Annotated in this window: 19 protein-coding genes and 1 riboswitch; of the genes, 11 read left to right on the top strand and 8 right to left on the bottom strand. The window is 49.1% G+C overall.

The window, feature by feature from the left end; genetic code table 11:
- Positions 1 to 209: 209 nt before the first annotated feature.
- Both EQP46_RS08410 and EQP46_RS08405 read right to left on the bottom strand, forming a co-directional pair.
- Positions 210 to 884, bottom strand: coding sequence for a DUF3306 domain-containing protein (locus EQP46_RS08410; RefSeq protein ID WP_129493217.1), 675 nt, complete (start codon positions 882 to 884; stop codon positions 210 to 212).
- Positions 874 to 1,326 (bottom strand): DUF3305 domain-containing protein, encoded by a 453-nt coding sequence (locus EQP46_RS08405; protein ID WP_017017805.1) that lies wholly within the window; start codon positions 1,324 to 1,326, stop codon positions 874 to 876. Before EQP46_RS08405 ends, EQP46_RS08410 begins: the two co-directional genes overlap by 11 nt.
- Positions 1,327 to 1,569: 243 nt before the next feature.
- On the opposite strand from EQP46_RS08405, the gene EQP46_RS08400 reads away from it, so the two are divergent.
- The gene (locus EQP46_RS08400; protein ID WP_129493216.1) at positions 1,570 to 2,400 is read left to right on the top strand and encodes a formate dehydrogenase accessory sulfurtransferase FdhD; all 831 of its coding nucleotides are present in this window, start codon (positions 1,570 to 1,572) and stop codon (positions 2,398 to 2,400) included.
- Positions 2,393 to 3,292, top strand: coding sequence for a helix-turn-helix transcriptional regulator (locus EQP46_RS08395; protein ID WP_129493215.1), 900 nt, complete (start codon positions 2,393 to 2,395; stop codon positions 3,290 to 3,292). Before EQP46_RS08400 ends, EQP46_RS08395 begins: the two co-directional genes overlap by 8 nt.
- A gap of 68 nt (positions 3,293 to 3,360) precedes the next feature.
- On the opposite strand, the gene EQP46_RS08390 is transcribed toward EQP46_RS08395, so the two are convergent.
- Together EQP46_RS08390 and EQP46_RS08385 are read right to left on the bottom strand one after the other, a co-directional pair.
- Positions 3,361 to 5,397, bottom strand: coding sequence for a sensor histidine kinase (locus EQP46_RS08390; RefSeq protein ID WP_129493214.1), 2,037 nt, complete (start codon positions 5,395 to 5,397; stop codon positions 3,361 to 3,363).
- A gap of 58 nt (positions 5,398 to 5,455) precedes the next feature.
- A complete protein-coding gene (locus tag EQP46_RS08385) occupies positions 5,456 to 6,838 on the bottom strand; it encodes a sigma-54-dependent transcriptional regulator (RefSeq protein ID WP_129493213.1) in 1,383 nt (460 codons plus the stop codon).
- A 264-nt stretch (positions 6,839 to 7,102) separates the two neighbouring features.
- Between EQP46_RS08385 and EQP46_RS08380 the strand changes: the two genes are divergently transcribed.
- From EQP46_RS08380 to EQP46_RS08360, 5 genes are read left to right on the top strand one after another with little or no spacing between them, the layout of a single operon-like run.
- Complete coding sequence (locus tag EQP46_RS08380) at positions 7,103 to 7,915, top strand: ABC transporter substrate-binding protein (RefSeq protein WP_129493212.1); 813 nt, start codon at positions 7,103 to 7,105, stop codon at positions 7,913 to 7,915.
- Positions 7,915 to 8,613, top strand: coding sequence for an ABC transporter permease (locus tag EQP46_RS08375; protein WP_129493211.1), 699 nt, complete (start codon positions 7,915 to 7,917; stop codon positions 8,611 to 8,613). The genes EQP46_RS08380 and EQP46_RS08375 overlap by 1 nt, the downstream gene beginning before the upstream one ends.
- A 13-nt stretch (positions 8,614 to 8,626) precedes the next feature.
- On the top strand, positions 8,627 to 9,328 hold the full coding sequence (locus EQP46_RS08370; protein ID WP_129493210.1) for an ATP-binding cassette domain-containing protein: 702 nt from the start codon (positions 8,627 to 8,629) through the stop codon (positions 9,326 to 9,328).
- On the top strand, positions 9,312 to 9,896 hold the full coding sequence (gene mobA / locus EQP46_RS08365) for a molybdenum cofactor guanylyltransferase MobA (protein ID WP_129493209.1): 585 nt from the start codon (positions 9,312 to 9,314) through the stop codon (positions 9,894 to 9,896). The genes EQP46_RS08370 and mobA overlap by 17 nt, the downstream gene beginning before the upstream one ends.
- Complete coding sequence (locus EQP46_RS08360) at positions 9,893 to 11,686, top strand: bifunctional molybdopterin-guanine dinucleotide biosynthesis adaptor protein MobB/molybdopterin molybdotransferase MoeA (RefSeq protein WP_129493208.1); 1,794 nt, start codon at positions 9,893 to 9,895, stop codon at positions 11,684 to 11,686. Before mobA ends, EQP46_RS08360 begins: the two co-directional genes overlap by 4 nt.
- A gap of 135 nt (positions 11,687 to 11,821) precedes the next feature.
- Here the strand turns inward: EQP46_RS08360 and EQP46_RS08355 are convergent, their stop codons facing one another.
- A complete protein-coding gene (locus EQP46_RS08355) occupies positions 11,822 to 12,400 on the bottom strand; it encodes a thymidine kinase (protein WP_017008861.1) in 579 nt (192 codons plus the stop codon).
- Between the two features lie 145 nt (positions 12,401 to 12,545).
- A complete protein-coding gene (locus tag EQP46_RS08350; protein WP_129493207.1) occupies positions 12,546 to 14,126 on the bottom strand; it encodes a Na+/H+ antiporter NhaC family protein in 1,581 nt (526 codons plus the stop codon).
- 88 nt (positions 14,127 to 14,214) lie between these two features.
- Positions 14,215 to 14,396, bottom strand: a riboswitch (Lysine riboswitch).
- A gap of 346 nt (positions 14,397 to 14,742) precedes the next feature.
- On the opposite strand from EQP46_RS08350, the gene EQP46_RS08345 reads away from it, so the two are divergent.
- Positions 14,743 to 15,141: an H-NS family histone-like protein gene (locus tag EQP46_RS08345; protein ID WP_129493206.1), complete on the top strand. Its 399-nt coding sequence runs from the start codon at positions 14,743 to 14,745 to the stop codon at positions 15,139 to 15,141.
- Positions 15,142 to 15,416: 275 nt separating this feature from the next.
- Here EQP46_RS08345 and EQP46_RS08340 read toward each other — a convergent pair whose 3' ends face one another.
- On the bottom strand, positions 15,417 to 16,394 hold the full coding sequence (locus EQP46_RS08340) for a lytic murein transglycosylase (RefSeq protein WP_129493205.1): 978 nt from the start codon (positions 16,392 to 16,394) through the stop codon (positions 15,417 to 15,419).
- A gap of 9 nt (positions 16,395 to 16,403) precedes the next feature.
- A complete protein-coding gene (locus tag EQP46_RS08335) occupies positions 16,404 to 16,679 on the bottom strand; it encodes a YcgL domain-containing protein (protein WP_129493204.1) in 276 nt (91 codons plus the stop codon).
- Between the two features lie 373 nt (positions 16,680 to 17,052).
- Between EQP46_RS08335 and minC the strand changes: the two genes are divergently transcribed.
- Genes minC through minE form a run of 3 tightly spaced genes read left to right on the top strand, consistent with a single transcriptional unit; the run spans position 17,053 to position 18,814 of the window.
- Positions 17,053 to 17,715 (top strand): septum site-determining protein MinC, encoded by a 663-nt coding sequence (gene minC, locus EQP46_RS08330; RefSeq protein ID WP_129493203.1) that lies wholly within the window; start codon positions 17,053 to 17,055, stop codon positions 17,713 to 17,715.
- 19 nt (positions 17,716 to 17,734) lie between these two features.
- Complete coding sequence (gene minD, locus EQP46_RS08325) at positions 17,735 to 18,547, top strand: septum site-determining protein MinD (protein WP_129493202.1); 813 nt, start codon at positions 17,735 to 17,737, stop codon at positions 18,545 to 18,547.
- 3 nt (positions 18,548 to 18,550) lie between these two features.
- Complete coding sequence (gene minE / locus EQP46_RS08320) at positions 18,551 to 18,814, top strand: cell division topological specificity factor MinE (protein WP_129493201.1); 264 nt, start codon at positions 18,551 to 18,553, stop codon at positions 18,812 to 18,814.
- Positions 18,815 to 18,878 lie beyond the last annotated feature (64 nt).

Below are 18,878 nucleotides of genomic sequence, written 5' to 3'. Positions count from 1 at the left end.
ATCCAATCTATTTTTGATTTGTCTATTATTTCAATCACATCATTGGCTGTTGCGACGTTCACTCATCTAGGTATTGCTGGCCTAGGCTGGCAGGTGACGCAGAGGAAAATTCAACAGCAATTCAATTTAAACAATGACTTGTCGCTAGTGGCTTTTTATAGAGCAAGTACTGAACCAGCTGTGAGGGAAGAAAAATAACGAATACGGAGTCAGAATCCGTCTGAATTCTTATCCATGCTTTCAGTTGGGACATTTTGACGCACGCCGTACGACAAATTGTCCCTATTTTTCTCTAGGGTACTTTTTGTCTCACTCGCTAAGGCGAGGTCAGATTCGCCTTCCTCTTCACCCTCATTTCCGTTCGCCTCAGCGTTTGCATGTGGGCGTTCTTTTGAATCAGGCGAAGACGCGGATGCTTCCTCAGCGTTCACGGATGCTTGATCATCACACTCAGTCATCTTCTCGACGTTTTCTTTCGTCCACTGACGCAGATTCGCCGCCACTTCCGCAGCCAGATTTGCGGTGTTGGAATAATCGAGGTCATAGTCATTCATGCCATCCAGCACGTTGTAGGCATCGCTTCGAAACAGCTTGCGCAGCGCTGCTTTTTTCACTTCGGATGACACGCCTTTCGCCAGAAACACGGCGGCTGAATCACCTTCCTGAAGGTTTTCAACGTCGTCCATGGTCGCAGGCGGCGGCAAAGTATCAGCATCTTCACCTTCATGGCTTTCGCCATGTTCGGTGGCATCGGAGAAAGAAGGCTCTGAGGAGAGAAGCTCGCTGTCGGATTGCGTGACGTCTTCGCGGATTTCTTCTGTTTCATCAATCCACTCGCCGCGTTTTTTCGCTGACCAGCGTTGGAGAAAAGAATCAGTTGCCACTTGCCCTCCCCGCGCCTTTGCGTTTTTTCTTGCGGGTTTCCAACAGCTCACCATGGCGACCAATATAGGCTTCCATCCACGCTTGGATCGGCAGCGGCATTGGCTCAGAAAGCACCAGATAGTCGCCATCCATAAAGCTCGCCGCCCCGGTTTGCGATGCCGTGACCTGCAGAGGTTTTAGCGATTCATCCTCTTCCACTTCAAAGATGAAAAACAGGTGAGGGTCACGAGAACTGAGGTTAAATCGGTAGTCAGTGCGTTCATCTTTAAACAGCATCAAAGGCAGCGAATACGCTGATTCTGACAGCGTTTCTTGGTCTTTAGGAAGGTGCAAATTTACCAGCGACCAGCGCGTTGTATTCCAGCGGCCAACCGTGACAATCGTTGTCTCTAAATCGAATTGCAGTAACCATTGTTGTGGGTCTTTAATTATCTCACTCACACATCACTCCTTCGTGTTTCCGCAGCGAAATACGCGCGCGCTGCAGCGGGGTTTGGCGGACCCTCAAGGTGTCTTTGTGCAAAACACATACCAGCGTGGTGCAAAACACATACCAGCGCGCCTTCACCACATTCAAAAAGTCATGCCAACGCTAAATGCTGGAACAGGTTTTGCTTTTTGCTTCCCTAGCGGGCTGGAAAAGGGCGCGCTGTTTTCATTCCCCAACGCAAAGGAAGCGGGTACATGACCCAACCAAAAATCATCAAAACGCAGTCTGATATCCCGCAAACCATTGATGTCACTGTGTTCGACGAATACGGCGAGCCCATGACAAAACAGATTGCCTGCGAGCGCGCACTCACTGTGTATCTGAACTGGCGAGAAATCGTGACCTTGATGACGCTCGGCGCGAGGCCTGACATGTTGGTGTTAGGTTATCTTCGCAACCAAGGCTTGTTGCATGACGTCAATGCCTTAGACTCAGTCATCATCGACTGGGAAACACAATCAGCGGCTGTCGTCACCAACGAGCAAAACGACGACATCGAAGAAACACTTTCCAAGAAAACGGTCACGTCGGGCTGCGGACAAGGCACTATGTTCGGCAATGTGATGAAGAAACTTGATGACTTAGTCCTCCCTACGCCCCACCTGAAACAATCGACGCTTTACGGGTTGCTTGAATCTCTGACGCATCACAATGACACCTACAAAGCGGCAGGGGCGGTGCACGGCTGCGCGGTCTGCAAAGACACTGATATTCTCTCTTTTGTTGAAGACATTGGCCGTCACAATGCGGTCGATACGCTAACCGGAGAAATGTGGCTTCAAGGCCAAACGGGGGGCGACAAAATCTTTTACACCACAGGCCGCCTCACGTCTGAAATGGTCATCAAGGTGGCGCAAATGGGGATTCCAGTGCTGCTATCGCGCTCCGGCGTCACACAGATGGGCTTTGATCTCGCCAAGCAACTTGGCATTACCATGATCGCGCGCGCCAAAGGCCATCGCTTCCAAGTGTTTAACGGCGCAGAGAATATCGACTTTGATATCAAAGGATTGCGGCATGAGTGATTTCCCTGAATTCATGAACGCCCGCCAAGTCGCAGAATACATCGACCTGAATGAAAAGAAGGTCTATAGCCTTGCCAATGATGGCGTGATCCCCGCCACCAAGGTCACTGGGAAATGGCTTTTCCCGAAAAGCTTACTCGACCGTTGGTTGTTAGCATCGAGCCATAATGGGGTGTTCAACGACAGGTTGCTCATCGCGGGCTCTGACGACCCGCTGCTACAACACATCGTGAGTAAAATGGCCGCTACACTCGGCAGCACTGCGCTGGTGGGGTATACCGCCACGGGCACCAAGCAAGGACTGGCCATGCTTGAAAAAGGCCATGTTGATATGTGCGCCATTCATTGGGGAAACGCGGAAGAAGCAAAACTTCGTCATCCCGCTTTGCTGCAACAATATTCGGGGCATAAGAATTGGGTGTTAGTCCACGGTTTCGAGCGACTTCAAGGCTTGATTGTAAGGCCTGAACAGGCAGACAAGCTCAACGACCCTTACCATTTTTCCGACAAACGGTGGCGTTGGGCTGGCCGACAAGATGGCGCAGGCAGTGCGCGCGCCATGGACGAATGGCTGTTTCGCAACGACATGACGCGAGACACGTTAAACACCGTCACCACTTGCTTGAGTGAACGCGAACTCGGTTCCGCAATTGCTCGAGGTTCTGCTGATATAGGCTTTGGCAGTAAAAGTGCGGCGGGAGAATTTGGCTTGGCTTTTCTCCCCATCGCCAACGAAGCGTTCGAACTGGTGATCCCGAAAAACATCTATTTCCGCACCTTGGTGCAGCAGGTCATTCACCATCTGGATGATGAAGAAAGCCGTCAGCAAAGCGAATTGTTTGGTGGCTATGACTTTCAACACACTGGCAAACAGATGTGGTCAGCGAGTTGATGTTTAACGATATCAGACAATAAAAAACACGCCGACGATGGCGTGTTTTTTGTTTCACGCGTCACTCGCTACTCAAGCATTTTCAATGGTGCAATGTCATCATCAGACGGGATTTTCTCTCTGAGATACAGCACGAATGTACTGCCTTTCCCCACTTCTGACTCAACCTTAATCTCGCCCCCCAAACCGCTCACAATACCTTGTGTCACAGACAAGCCTAAGCCAGTTCCTGATCGTCTGGTGGTAAAAAACGGGTCGAACACTTTGGTCAAATTTTCGTTCGCGATACCGCAGCCAAAGTCTTCGACCGCAATAACTGCGCCGATGGTGTCGCCGCGCTCGTCGATCCAATCGTCTGAGCGAACAGTCAGTTTACCTTTGTCGTTCATGGCATGAATGCCATTCATTTGCAGGTTAACCAAGACTTGCAGCAATTGATGACGGTTAATCTCTACGCTGCATTTGGCATTCAACGCCGTCACGATTTCAACGTCTTGTTTCTTGGTTCCTGAACGTACCAAGGTGACGCTTTCTTCTATGACTGGGTTTACACGCTGCCAAGTGATTTCATCTTGCACGCCGCCTTGGCGACTGTATTGCAACAGGCTGCGCGTGATGTTTCGAATACGGTCGATTTGCGCTAAGACTGCCGACATTTCCTCAGACACCAAATCGGCATGCTGTCCGAGTTCATATTCCATGAGCTCGATATTGCCAAGGATCACCGCCGCTGGGTTATTGATTTCGTGGGCAATGCCTGCGGTTAGCTCACCCAAGGCCGCCAGTTTTTCATTGAGTAAGAGTTTGTTTCGTGTCTGCTCTAACAGTTTGATGTGGTAGCCCAGCTGCTCAGTGCGTTCATGCAAGCTCGCCGTGCGCTGGCGCACTTTGTCTTCAAGCTCTAACGCGTTTTGGCGAATCGCATCGTTTTGCTGCTTTAGCTGGTCAAGCATGCTGTCGAACTGACGCGCCAAACTTGCCAGCTCGTGCTCAGGGTCAAGCCCTAGCTTGCCAATCCTGATGTCTTTTTCGAATTGGACGAGGCGTACAGCTCGGTGAATTTTTTCTATCGGGCGGAACAGATCCCGTGCGCCACGGTAGACAAATAACCCGGACACAAGGAGTGTGAGCAACACACCAATGCCCAATTCGACAATGTTGGTCAAATAGCGACTAATAAACGGCCATTCGAGATAGCCAGTGTAAAGCATACCAATCACGCTATTGTTGAAATCTCGAATTGGCATGTATGCCGAAATATACCAAGCGTCATACACATAGGCGCGGTCTACCCACTCCTCCCCTTCCACCAATACCGTTTGCTGCACTTCTTGCGACACGCGCGTACCAATGGCGCGGCCAAATTTGCTCTCACTGTTTAACGGCACATTGGTACTGACGCGAACGTCGTCCAAAAAGAGGGTAACGGTGCCCACACCTGCATCGGGCAGTTTTCCTTCGGGGAAAACAAGGTCGCGGATCCTATCCACCAGTACCGTGCTGTTATTGAGTAAGATACCGCCATCCACGATCCACTCTAGCTCGCCATTGGCATCGAAAAGCGGCAGTAAACTGCGGCTGATCAGCCCACGTTCTTCAAAGGTGTTTTCGTTCAAAAGCGGAATTTCAGCGCGGGCAGGAAGGTCGTTGGTGAGCGATGCTAACTCTATTTCTGACATGACTTGGAAGAAGGTGCGCTGCTGGCCTCTGAGTAACGGAAGACGCAAGGTTTGCGGCAGGCGATCGATATCTTCCGCTGCATACACAGCAAGAAAATCCACATCGTATTTCCCCGCCCGTGATTGCGCCCATGCAGTGAGCCCATCAGGGTCGGTTTGGATTTGCATTTGGAATTCATAGGAATCTGCGATGGCGTGAAGTTGGCGACGTTGCTCTCGCTGCAACACTTCCATGCTGTTGCTCGCCACCGCAAGATCGGCGCGAACCCCCGCCAAAGCGTTGGTCCATGAATACGCCACCGTCCAATACAACGTGAGCCCTATCAAGACGAGTAGCGTCAATAAAATCGGAACTGACGTTAATGCCAACAGACGATAACGCACCGCAGTACGAAATCGTGTTCGCCACTTCGTTAGCCACTTCATCCGCAGCCACCCCATGTAAAGCACGTGCTTGCGTGGCGGCGGGATAAGCACACCATGGTTACAGCCATTCTTTGAACTTGCGCTCTAAGGTCTTTCTCGCCACACCCAGTTGGCGCGCCGCAGCAGATTTATTCCCTTCATGCGCATCGACCACCCGCTCGATGTGCGCACGTTCAACGTCTTTCAACGGCCAACCTAACGGATAACCGTCTTCTTGTACGCCTGCTTCCTCGACGTCACGCTCAACCTCATGCACCGATACGGTCACGCCAGCGTTACCAAGCCACTGCGTGACATCGGGTTTGCCGAGTAATATCGCGCGTTCCACGGTGTTTTTGAGCTCTCGAATGTTACCCGGCCAACCATACTGTTGCATGGCCGCCACTTCGTCATTTGCCCATACCACGGGTTTCATTCCCATGTCTCTGGCGAGCATCTCGGAGAAGTGATTGAGCAAAAGGCCTATGTCTTCAACGCGCTCTCTCAGCGGCGGGATCTCTACCGACAAGACATTCAAGCGGTAGAACAAGTCTTTGCGAAAACGCCCTGCTGCAACTTCTTCATGCAGGTTGCGGTTGGTGGCGGCCACAATGCGCACATCCACATTCACTTCGCGCTCAGCCCCAACAGGACGAATGGTTTTCTGCTCCAAGGTTCGAAGGAGCGAAGCTTGCATCGACAATGGCATTTCGCCGATTTCATCAAGAAACAACGTGCCTTTGTCAGCCACGCGGAACAGGCCATCTTTGCTTTTTCTTGCACCTGTAAATGCGCCTGCCACATGACCAAAGAGCTCGCTTTCCAATAACTCCGGTGCAATCGCCCCACAGTTCAAGGGCACAAAAGGGCCACTTCGGCTGCTTACCGCATGTAACGCACGCGCCACCAACTCTTTGCCTGTGCCAGATTCACCTTCAATCAAGACAGCGGCAGGCGATGGGGCAAGGCGTGAAACCAACTCACGCATCGCCAACGTTTTGGGTGCATCGCCAATGATGTCGACAGGGAAAGATCGCGCGACATCGCGTTGCAATGCGACATTTCGTCGTTCCATCATGCGTTTATCTAAACAGCGCTGAACAGATTGCAGCATTTGTTCGAGATTGAACGGCTTAAGAATAAAATCGGATGCACCCGCTCGCAGCGCTTTGATAGCGGTTTCCAGCTCAGCATAGCCTGTCATGAAGATAATGTCGCTTCGGCGCTCATCGTCATTAAAGGCTTCATGCCAATCAATGCCAGAGCGTCCGGGAAGGTTGATGTCGACAATCAACAAGTCAAAATGGTTTCGCTTTCGCAAGGCTTCCGCTTCTTCAAGAGAAGAGGCGGTTTCTACCTGAGTGAGCTTTTTCGATAGCGCTTTGTTCAGTATCGCGCGCATGCCGGGTTCATCATCAACCACCAAGGCGGAAAACCCAAACTGCTGTAATGCATCTTTCATTTCTTGAATGCCTTTCCTCTCTCAGGTGCCCATATGATACATGGGACATTTTGACTCAGTCCGATAGCAGCATCACTTTTTCATGCACGAACATGACTTACCAATATCCGCATATGAACATTTAACCTCTTATATTTCATAACGATAAGGCAATTCCACCACAAATAGCAAGGTTGGCATTTTTGTTGCTAAGTCTAGGGTCACCAGAGGCTAATTTTCACTGCCAAACGATAAGAAGTGTCGTCAACAACGTCAGGAAGACAAATGACAATCATAAGAAAAACCAAAACCATTGCACTAACAGGCTTACTCCTTTCAATCTGCTTCACCGCCAATGCGGCGGAGGTGATTCGCCTTGCGACCACCACCAGTACTTACCATTCAGGGTTGCTCGATTTTCTTCTTCCAGAATTTAAAAAAGACACGGGGTATGACGTGCAAGTCCTAGCAGCAGGGACAGGTAAAGCCCTAAAGATGGGAGAAAATGGCGATGTGGATGTGGTGATGACCCACGCACCAAACGCCGAAGCCACCTTTGTCGATAAAGGGTTTGGCGTGTTACCCCGCGCCCTGATGTACAACGATTTCGTGCTTGTTGGCCCACAGAGTGACCCTGCCAACATCAAGGGCAGCAAAAGCGTCACACAAGCATTGAGCAAGGTGGCTGAAATGAATCAGACGTTTATTTCTCGTGGTGATGATTCTGGCACCCACAAAAAAGAACGACTGCTTTGGGAAGCGGCGAGCGTACAACCGACATTTTCTGGTTACAAGGCTGTGGGCCAAGGAATGGGCCCTACACTGACGATGGCGAATGAATTACAAGGTTATGCCCTTACCGACAGAGGTACCTGGCTGGCATACCAAAGCAAACTCGACATGGCCGTGTTAGTCGAAGGCGATGACCGTCTGTTTAACCCTTATCAGGTTATCTTGATCAACCCGACTCGCTACCCTGATTTGAACTACCAAGGCGCGAAAAAGTTCAGCGATTGGCTGGTAAACGAAAAAGCCCAACACTTGATTGATAACTTCAAGGTCAGCGGCCAGCAACTCTTTGTGGCGGACGCAAGCTAATGAACTTACTCGACACCACCCAACAAGCGGTTTCCCTGCTGTTTAGCGGCGATACAACGCTATGGGGCATTGTTGGTGTGTCGTTTTCAGTGTCTCTTATCGCTATCGGGCTGGTCTTAATTCCAGCTCTTCTCATCAGCTTCGCCCTTGCGTATTGGCAGGTGCCGGGCAAATGGTTTGTGCTGTCTCTCGTCAATACGCTTCAATCTGTGCCGACCGTGGTGGTGGGATTACTGCTTTATATGATGCTGTCTCGCGCCGGCCCGCTGGGTGATTGGAAGATGCTGTTTACGCAAAAGGCGATGATATTGGGACAGATCCTGATCAGCTTCCCGATCTTGATTTCCATGATGCACGCAGCATTCCAAAACAGTGACCGACGCGCGTGGGAGACGGCCTATACGCTCGGTGCATCCATTCCTCGCGCCATGATGACCTTGATGTGGGAAATCCGTTTCCCTTTGCTTGCCGCTGTGATCACTGCATTCAGCCGCATCATCACAGAGGTTGGGTGCTCCATGATGGTCGGCGGCAACATCCTGTATTACACACGAAATATTCCTACCGCGATTGCGCTAGAAACGTCTAAGGGTGCCTTCGCGCAAGGCATCGCACTCGGCATGGTGTTGCTGTTGTTGGCACTCACCATGAACTTCTTCATTAGCTTTGCCCATGGCAATGGCCACTTGAGAACCTAACTTGAGCGAGAATATGAGTCAGATAATCTTAGAAGCTGTTGATCTCTCAGTGAAATACAAACACCGTTTGTTGTTTCATATTCCCTCATTGAAGCTGTGTCCAGGTGATGCCGTGTACCTCTCAGGTCAAAACGGCATTGGCAAAACAACCCTGCTAAAGGTGCTCGCGGGTATTCAGCGCCCTTCCAGTGGTTCTCTCAACCTTGCTCGCGCCTCTTGGCTACAACGTTTAGCGGGTTTTACGGGGCAAAGTGGTGTGATTTACATGCACCAATCGCCGTATTTGTTCGATGGTTCAGTGATTGAAAACATCGCTTATGGCCTGAAAGGAAAGCATGTCTGTCAAAGAAAACAGCGACAGCTTACAATGCAGGCATTACGTATGATTGGGCTAGAATCGCTGAGTCGCGAGCATATTTCTGTGCTCTCTGGCGGTGAAAAACAGAAAGTGGCCATGGCACGTGCTTGGGCGATTAATCCTTCGATTTTGTTGATGGACGAATCCTGCGCTAACCTCGATGTAGAAGCGATCAACGCACAAAAAATCATGGTCGATGATTTGCGTGACCGCGGCGCGAGTTTAGTGCTGACCAGCCACCACCCAAACACGCTCACCGACGGCTGTAATCAGCAATGGTTACTGGAAAACCAACGCCTCATACACAAACCAAAACTCAATATCATTAACAAGGATAACCATGCCTTCGCATCCTGAAACTACGTGGGTCATTCTTGCCGGCGGACAAGCACGCCGCATGGGCGGCCAAGACAAAGGGCTTGTGACACTCAACGGTAAACCGTTTATTGAATTCGTCCATGAGCGCCTGACAGAGCAAGGCGCAACCATTGCGATTAACGCCAACCGAAACCAAGAAAGGTACGAACAGTACGGCCCGGTTTTTGGTGATGTGTTGGAGGGCTTTCCCGGCCCATTAGGCGGCATGCATGCGGCGATGTCGAACATCGACAGTGAGTGGCTTGGCTTCGTCCCTTGCGATTGCCCTAACCTGCCCCACACCTTGCTGGAAAAGATGTATCACGCCATCAGCGCAGACGCTGAAATCGTGGTTGCTCATGATGGTGAATCGGTACAGCCGGTTGTGACCATGATGAAGCGCAGCATTTTCGAAAGACTGAACACGTTTCTCGCGAACGGTGACCGCAAAATTGTCCTGCTCTACGACCTCTGCAATACCGTCTTTGTGGATTTCAGCGCCGAGCATGATGCCTTCATCAACCTCAACACGCCCGACGAGCTGGTGCGTTACGGAGAGTTGTCATGAGCCTGACCCATTGCTCACTGCCCGTGTTAGGGTTTGCAGCATTTAGTGGAACAGGTAAAACGACCCTGCTGGAAAAACTCATTCCAGCCTTGGTCGAAAAAGGCATTCGCATTGCCATGGTCAAACACGCGCATCATGATTTTGATGTCGATCAACCGGGTAAAGACAGTTATCGCCTGCGCAAAGCGGGGGCGACACAAATGTTGATCAGCTCTCGCTATCGTCACGCATTGATGACAGAAACCCCCGATCACGAATGCACGCTCAATCAATTGCTCGGGCAACTCGATCAGAACAACGCGGATTTGGTGTTAGTGGAAGGCTTTAAACACAACGCTTTCCCCAAAATAGAGCTTCATCGCGCAGCACTCAACAAGCCTTGGCTTCACCCAGATGATCCCAACATTGTGGCGGTCGCCAGCGATGACTCCTCTTCTTCTGCCTCTTCTGCCGAACTTCCATCAACATCCCTGCCTCGTTTAGATATCAATGACATTGCGAGCTTGGTGGCGTTTATTCAACGTTGGATCGAAAGCCATCACGCACAAACTGCGACGTGCGATTCACTGTCGCCAACCATGTTGTCGGTGGACGACGGCCGAGCAAAAATCCTGGAAGCGATTGCGGTGTCCGAACACACCGAAACATGCGATCTGAACGCATTACCTCATCGAGTGTTGGCAATGGATATCATTGCGCCCGTGAACGTGCCCTCTTCGACCAATTCAGCAATGGACGGCTATGCCATCCGCAGTGACGACATTGAGCGCGAAAGCTATCGCCTCGTGGGTGAGGTGTTTGCTGGTCACCACTACGCGGAAACCCTTACGGCGGGAGAATGCGTGCGCATTATGACGGGCGCACCCGTTCCTGAGGGCGCGGATACGGTGATCATGCGCGAACAAGCAAGCGACGATAACGGCACCGTGTCTTTCGACACGACCAAAGGCGGTATCCGAGCAGGGCAAAATGTCCGTCAATCAGGTGAAGACCTTCGAAAAGGCACGACGGTCTTTCATACCGGAAAGCGCATTGGCGCAGCGGAACTCGGGATGATGGCATCGCTCGGTTTTGACAGCGCTGAAGTGTTCAAACCCATCAAGGTAGCCTTGTTCTCAACCGGCGATGAGGTACAAGCGCCAGGCACTGCCGCAAAATCTCACTGCATTTATGATGCGAACCGATACACGCTACGCGCCATGCTCACCAAACTCGGTTGCGAGATCCTCGATTTCGGCATTATTGAAGACACCGAAGCGGCATTACACGCCACGCTCAGTGCTGCAACTGAACAAGCCGACATGGTGATTTCGTCCGGTGGTGTCTCTGTGGGCGATGCTGACTACATCAAAACCGTGTTAGACCAGCTGGGTGACATTAATTTTTGGCGCGTAAACATGCGCCCCGGCAGACCGCTCGCTTTCGGCAAGCTGGGCGATGTTCCGTTCTTTGGGCTGCCAGGCAACCCTGTCGCCGTGATGGTGACGTTCCTACAATTTGTTGAGCCTGCAGTACGAAAAATGCAGGGAGACGTTTATTGGCAGCCTGAAACGCTATCGGCGATGACACAAGAACGTATTCGCTCGCGCCGCGGACGCACTGAATATACTCGCGGTATATACAGCATCAGCGCCAATGGCCAGCTAGAAGTCAGATCAACGGGCTCACAAGGTTCAGGTATTTTACGTTCAATGAGTGAGGCCAATTGCTTAATTGAAGTCGCGCCGGACGTGGACAATGCGGAAGTGGGCGATCGTGTCACCATCATTCCACTGGCATCTCGACTGTAGCGTTTCGTCTGTCCCACACAGCCAAAGCGTATTCAGGCACAAAAAAAGCGGCGATAATCGCCGCTTTTTAGATTTATTTTGAAACGTGACTGTGCCTGTTGCTATTCGTTTCAGCCACTGTCGTTTCAGCTGCGCTTATTTACCCAGCGCTTCTTTGTAATGCACACGGCAGACCGATTCGTATCTGTCATTGCCGCCAATCACAACCTGATCACCATCAGCAATCGCGTTGCCATCAGCATCAGTACGAATAACCATGTTTGCTTTACGTCCGCAGTGACAAATGGTTTTTAGCTCAACCAATTTGTCTGCCCACGCCAACAGGTATTTCGACCCTTCGAACAATTCACCAAGAAAGTCAGTGCGAAGGCCGTAACACAGCGCAGGAATACGCAATTTATCGACCACTTCGGTAATTTGATGCACCTGTTCTTTCGTCAAAAACTGGCACTCGTCCACCAACAAACAATCGACTTTTTGATTGCTGTTGATGTCGCTCACCGCAGCAAAAATGTTGTCTTCAGGTGAGAATAATTGCGCGTCGGCTTGAAGGCCAATACGTGAACTGACTTTGCCCAACCCATAGCGATCATCAATGGCAGCGGTGAAGATAAGCGGATTCATGCCGCGCTCTTGGTAATTGAATGACGATTGAAGCAGTGTCGTCGACTTACCCGCATTCATTGCAGAGTAATAGAAGTACAGCTGGGCCATTAAGCTCTCCCGAGGAAAAAATACGGTGGCATGCTACCGAAAAACGAGGATCGGTAAAAGCGGTGCTGGCCGCGAAAATACAATTAAGAAAAATAAACAAAGCGTTAAAGAAACAAAAAAGCCTCCCAAGGGGAGGCTCCTCTCATTAAGCCAGTTTACCGGGACGTCGCGACAACCACATGAGGAACATGCACACCAAGGTAAACACAAAGAAACCCGTCACCAGAGATAACGTCAGTGAATCTGTGAAACCCAATACAAGGTAAGAGAATGCCGCAACCACAGCGCCCGCTAACGCATAAGGCAGCTGGCTTGATACGTGATCAATGTGCCCACATCGTGCACCCGTCGCAGACAAGATTGTGGTATCTGAAATCGGTGAACAATGGTCACCAAATACCGCGCCGGCTAGCACAGCAGAAAGCATAGGCAACATCAGTGCAATTTCAGTTGCTGCTGACAGGTCACCTGCAATTGGCAGCATGATGCCGAACGTACCCCAAGAAGTACCGGTGGAGAACGCCATTGCTGCTGACAATACGAACAAAATCACAGGTAATAGTTGAGGTGGCAAATTCCCTTGAATCAAGGTGGACAGGAATTTACCCGTCTCCATGTCACTAATAACGCTACCGATGGTCCATGCGAAGAAAAGAATTAAGATTGCGCCGAACATCGACTTTGCACCGATCCACATGGTGCGACCAATTTCAGGCACTGGCATACGTTGTTTGAACACAGTGAACAATGCCGAAATTAAGCCCATGCCACTACCATAAAGCAGTGATGTACCCACATCAGTATTTTCAAATGCACCCAGCACAGAGAAAGCTTTACCGCTTTCTTCCAACGTTTGCGCGCCGGTGAAAATCATCAGAGAAATGGTCGCAACGATCAGCACAATGATCGGCACAACAAGGTCAGAGACATTGCCTTTGCTGCTTTCTTCAATGCCTAGCTCATCGTCTAACGATGGACCACCACATTCTTCGTCGCCCAAACGGCTGCCCGTTGACGCTTGGTATTCGAAGCGACGCATTGGGCCAACATCCATTTGGAACCAAGCAACCGCAAATACCATCAGCAATGCAAAGATTGCGTAGAAGTTCATTGGGATCATGTGTGCAAACGCACTCAGCGGGCTGTATTCCGTCACGCCATGGCTCACCAAAATGCCGCCAATCACAGTAATGATGTAAGCACCCCAGCTTGACGCTGGCATGATCACACACATAGGTGCTGCCGTTGAATCAAGAATGTAAGCGAGTTTTGCTCGAGATACGTGGAAACGATCGGTCACTGGACGGCTGATTGCACCAACAGCCAAACTGTTGAAGTAATCATCAATAAAGATGAACACACCTAAAAAGGCAGCCAGTAGCTTCGCACCACGTTTACTTTTAACGCGTGATTGCGCCCATTCTGCAAATGCGCGGGTACCACCGGATAAAGTAATCAGTGCGGTAATCATACCGACAAGAATAAGGAACGCGACGATACTCATCTTGCCAAAGTTAATGGCCCCCTCTTCAACAAATAAGCTCAATGCCAAAGAAGAAAGATAAGAAGTGGATGCAGACAAGGAGAAATCGTTCAGCAGCAACGCGCCGGAAACAATACCTAAACCTAATGAAAGCAAAACGCGACGCGTAATAATGGCGAGGCCCAGCGCCAAGATGGCGGGCAACACCGATAAAGAAGAAGAAGAAAAATCGACTAAATTCATGATCTCTATATCAACCTGTTAGGTTGGAGATCTACTGCAGAAATGGAAAACCAGATATTTCGAAACAATGGTTATACACATTGATAGAAACTACAGTAGCGCTCCATAGCTAAATCCCAATACTATGGCAGTGTTGTGTCTATTCGAGCACAACCCCAGCAGAAGGGTTTGATTAACCGATTTCTACTTCGGCGCTATTTCCTTTCACATATCCTCAACGGAATCACCCTAAGACATGTTACTGATAAACCGCGCACCTCTACGTGCATAAAGCCATCGTATTGTATGTAACCTTGGAAACTTTGCAATAAGCAGACAAATGGTTTTACACAGCACACCACAAGCGTTAACAAACACAAAACATTTACTTGGATTTTGGCACCGGAGTAGCATAGCTTATCGAGCATCCATGACAGATTTGCCAGACAGCGCTAAAGAAATTGAACCTATAAGTATGAAAAACGTCTTTATTTATTATTTTGAATTTGCACTTTCAATAAAATAGTTATCTAATAATGGAGAAATTAATTCAGCTGACATTGCAAAGATTTAATTATTCTTGCTACTCTTATTTCAGCTATTAATTATTACATAACGAGAGAATAGGATAGGCATAATGTCTGATGCACTAAAAGTATTGCTAAACCTGCGCAGCCTTCGTGCCGTGGCGCGTGAACTTACCCTTGAACAACTACAAGAAGCCCTAGAAAAACTTCAAGCAGTTGTGACCGAGCGTGAAGAATCGGAAGCAGAAGCACACGAAGCTGAAAAAGAACGCCTTGAGAAAATGGAAAAATACCGCGAAATGCTGATTCAAGACGGTATCGATCCAGAAGAACTATTGGCATCACTAAGCGGTGCTAAACCAAAATCAAAGCGTGCTGCTCGCCCTGCGAAATACAAGTACACCGATGTTGATGGTTCAGAAAAAACATGGACTGGCCAAGGTCGTACTCCTAAAGCAATCAAAGACGCCCTAGACGGCGGCGCGAAAATCGAAGATTTCCTTCTTTAATTGCTAATGGCTTTAATGTTCAGTATCGCTTGAATCGACATAAAGATTCGCCCTTATTTGATACCTATAGAGCACAAAAAAGAGACGGTTTACCGTCTCTTTTTTTATGCCTGAAAAACAGTCTCGCTGTTTCTCTTGTCGGCTAATTTACGCGCAAGTGCGTGTGTTTGCATCTGGCCCTCTTTCTACAGCGCGCCTCATGCAAACAGTAGAAATAGAAAAGCCGAGCGAGAGGCAATTCTCACTCGGCTTTAGCAGACAATCCGGTATTTTAATTAACCAAATTTAATACGGTCTGCGAGATGGCTGACAGCGATTGCAAAGTAATGCGAACGGTTCCATCTCATCAAACTTTGGTAATTCCCATACACCAGGTAGGCACGACCAAATTCATCGTCAGGCTGAATTAACCACGCATTTATATCAACATCAGGCAATGCACTCTTATTCATCGTTCGCACGCCTAATGATTGCCATTCCGCTAAAGATTTAGCTTTATCCTGACCTAACCCTAACAATTGAGAATTAAGACCTTTTGGTAAAACAACTTGTCTGCCCCAAGTATAACCATCATCCCACCCTGCATTTTTCAAATAATTGGCGGATGACGCGAAAACATCAGGCTTCGAATTCCAAATGTCTTTCTTTCCATCATTATTCCCATCAGCGGCAAATGATAAGAAAGAGCTTGGCATAAATTGGCATTGTCCCATTGCACCAGCCCAAGAGCCTTTCATGGAATCAACATCAATATGGCCTTCTTGCAAAATACTTAGAGCAGAAAATACTTCGCCTCTAAAAAAGGCTTCACGCCGTCCGTCGTACGCCAATGTGGTGAGCGCTTCCACGACATCGTATTTTCCGGTAAACGCGCCGAAATTACTTTCTACGCCCCAAAGCGCGACAAGGAACCTTGGCTGCACACCATAAATATCGCCGATGCGTTTTAAATCATCGTAATGCTCATCATATAAGCGGCGTGCTTTTTTCACTTTCCAATCAGGCACGGCGCGTGGAATATACTCATCCAGCGTTAATCTTTTTTCCGGCTGATTGCGGTCCGCTTTTACTGCCCTTTCACGATAACGAATACCGTCAAACGCACTATCGAGAAGCGCAGCATCTATGCCTTTATTTAGTCCTTCCTGTTTAAGCCCGGCAACATAGCTTTCAAAACTTGGCTTTTCCGCCATCGCTGGCACTGACAGAGACAGCGCAGCACCGATGAAGATACCAACTAATCCTTTACGCATAGCGCTCCTTTACAATTTCGTGTTTTTATTTCGAATGTGTTGCAGTGCAGCATCGGGTTGTGGCGGCATCTGCAAGAAAAAACCATCTGTTTTCAGACTATCACGAACCTTAGAGATATCTGCTAATGCTAACTTATCTCTCTTCTCTAAGTTGACCATCATGACGAACTGAGGGTTCCCGAAAGTTGCTAATAATTGTTCAGGAACATCAGAAAAATCGTCCTTTCGATTAATATATAGATAAGTTGCCGCTTTTTTACCGCTCTTATAAATCGCGCAATGCATGTTGTACCTCTTCGTCATGCTTTTAAGATCACTGACTCAATGACCTTATCACCTCTATCCCAATTTAGAGAAATGGCTTAGAAAAATGTCACGAAATAGACGATTAATCCGTCACATTTCGTGTTGGCGCTTGCCGCAATGTTTTCAGGAATATACCATGCAGAGCACTGTCTGATAATGCACGAATGCCGCTTTATTCTTGGAGTGTGTTAATGACAATGTTAGCGACAACACGATGAACTTTTCTTTGCGCCCCTTGCTCTAAAACGAGAGAGAAACGCAAGCAAGAGGTGTACTCGAATCCGCTTTAGAAAGTCACGACACACTTTGCTCTATTTCCCAAAAGAAGCCTGTGCCAGCTGGATTACCCTTAATGACTAAAAATGCTGAACTCAAAGGCAGTTCATTTACACTTTCTGTGCTTCATTTGCTCGACGACGATCTTGATGGCGCAATGAATGTTTTATTGGAAAAGGTGAACCAAGCGCCTGCCTTTTTCGATGGTGCGCCGGTGGTTGTCGATATTTCCCGACTTCACCGCCAACCTGATTTTAATGCGCTAAAAGCAACCATCGCCTACATGGGCATGTTGGTGGTCGGTATTACGGGCTGTAAGTTGAATTCAACCCGAGAAGCGGCAAAGCTCGCTGGACTTGCCATCATGGCACCTGCCAAGCAAAGCCGTATCAACGACCCCATTCAAACCCCGACCAAAGTGGTTACCACGCCAATTCGCTCGGGTCAGCAAGTGTATGCGAAAAATGCTGACTTGGTGATCTTGAATCACGTGAGTGCTGGCGCTGAAATCATAGCCGACGGCAGTATCCATATCTATGGCGTACTTCGTGGTCGAGCGATTGCGGGCGCGAGTGGACAAAAAGAAGCCCATATCTTTTGCCAAAACCTGCAATCAGAACTCGTCTCTATCGCGGGCACTTATTGGCTCAGTGAAACCATTCCTGACGAATATGCATCTCGTCCTGTGAAGGTATCACTGCAAAATGACTCATTAAATATTGAACCCCTCACACTCTAACTATCCAAAGGATTGAGGAATGACACGAATTATCGTTATTACGTCCGGCAAAGGCGGTGTTGGTAAAACCACATCGAGTGCTGCGATTGCGACTGGCCTTGCTCAGTCAGGAAAGAAAACTGCAGTTATCGACTTCGATATCGGCTTGCGTAACCTTGACCTGATCATGGGTTGTGAACGTCGCGTTGTTTATGATTTCGTTAACGTGATCAACGGTGAAGCGAACCTGCACCAAGCACTGATCAAAGACAAACGCATCGAGAACCTTTTCGTACTGCCAGCCTCACAAACACGCGACAAAGACGCACTGACGAAAGACGGTGTTGCACGTGTGCTTGACGATTTGAAAGCGATGGATTTCGACTTCATCATTTGTGATTCACCCGCAGGCATCGAAGCAGGCGCTCTGATGGCCCTTTACTTCGCCGATGAAGCCATCGTTACCACGAACCCAGAAGTCTCTTCAGTACGCGATTCAGACCGTATTTTGGGCATCTTGGATTCAAAATCTCGTCGCGCGGAAAATGGAGAAGAGCCTGTTAAAACTCACCTTCTTTTGACCCGTTACAACCCTGCGCGCGTAACCCGTGGTGAAATGCTAAGTGTGGCGGATGTCGAAGAAATTCTTCGTATACCGCTGTTGAGTGTGATCCCTGAAAGCCCTTCCGTACTGCACGCTTCAAACAAAGGTGAACCTGTTATCCTTGATGAAGAGTCTGATGCAGGCCAAGCCTATGGTGATGCGATTCGCCGTCTGCTTGGTGAAGAATGCCCTTACCGCTTCCTTGAGGAAGAGAAAAAAGGGTTCCTAAAACGCTTGTTTGGAGGATAAGTTATGGCACTGCTGGAGTTTTTCCGTCCGAGCAAGAAATCGTCTGCGTCATTGGCGAAGGAACGTCTGCAAATTATTGTTGCAGAGCGCCGTCGCGCAGGGAGTCCTGAGCCTACGTACCTACCCCAGCTTAAGCAGGATATCCTGAACGTTATCCGCAAGTACGTAGATATCTCGCCAGAACAAGTGTCTGTGGGTCTTGAGCAGCGTGATGACGACATTTCAGTCCTAGAACTGAATGTCACCCTTCCTGAGGAAGACAAATAAGCTGACGCCCGATTCTGAGCGTTAATAAAAAACCGGCCATGAAAGCCGGTTTTTTTGTTTCTAC

Origin of the sequence: Enterovibrio baiacu, from assembly GCF_004120195.1 — a bacterium.
In the GTDB taxonomy this organism is placed as follows: domain Bacteria; phylum Pseudomonadota; class Gammaproteobacteria; order Enterobacterales; family Vibrionaceae; genus Enterovibrio; species Enterovibrio baiacui.
Note: the sequence above shows the minus strand (reverse complement) of the source record. Positions and strands in the feature narration are given on the sequence as shown.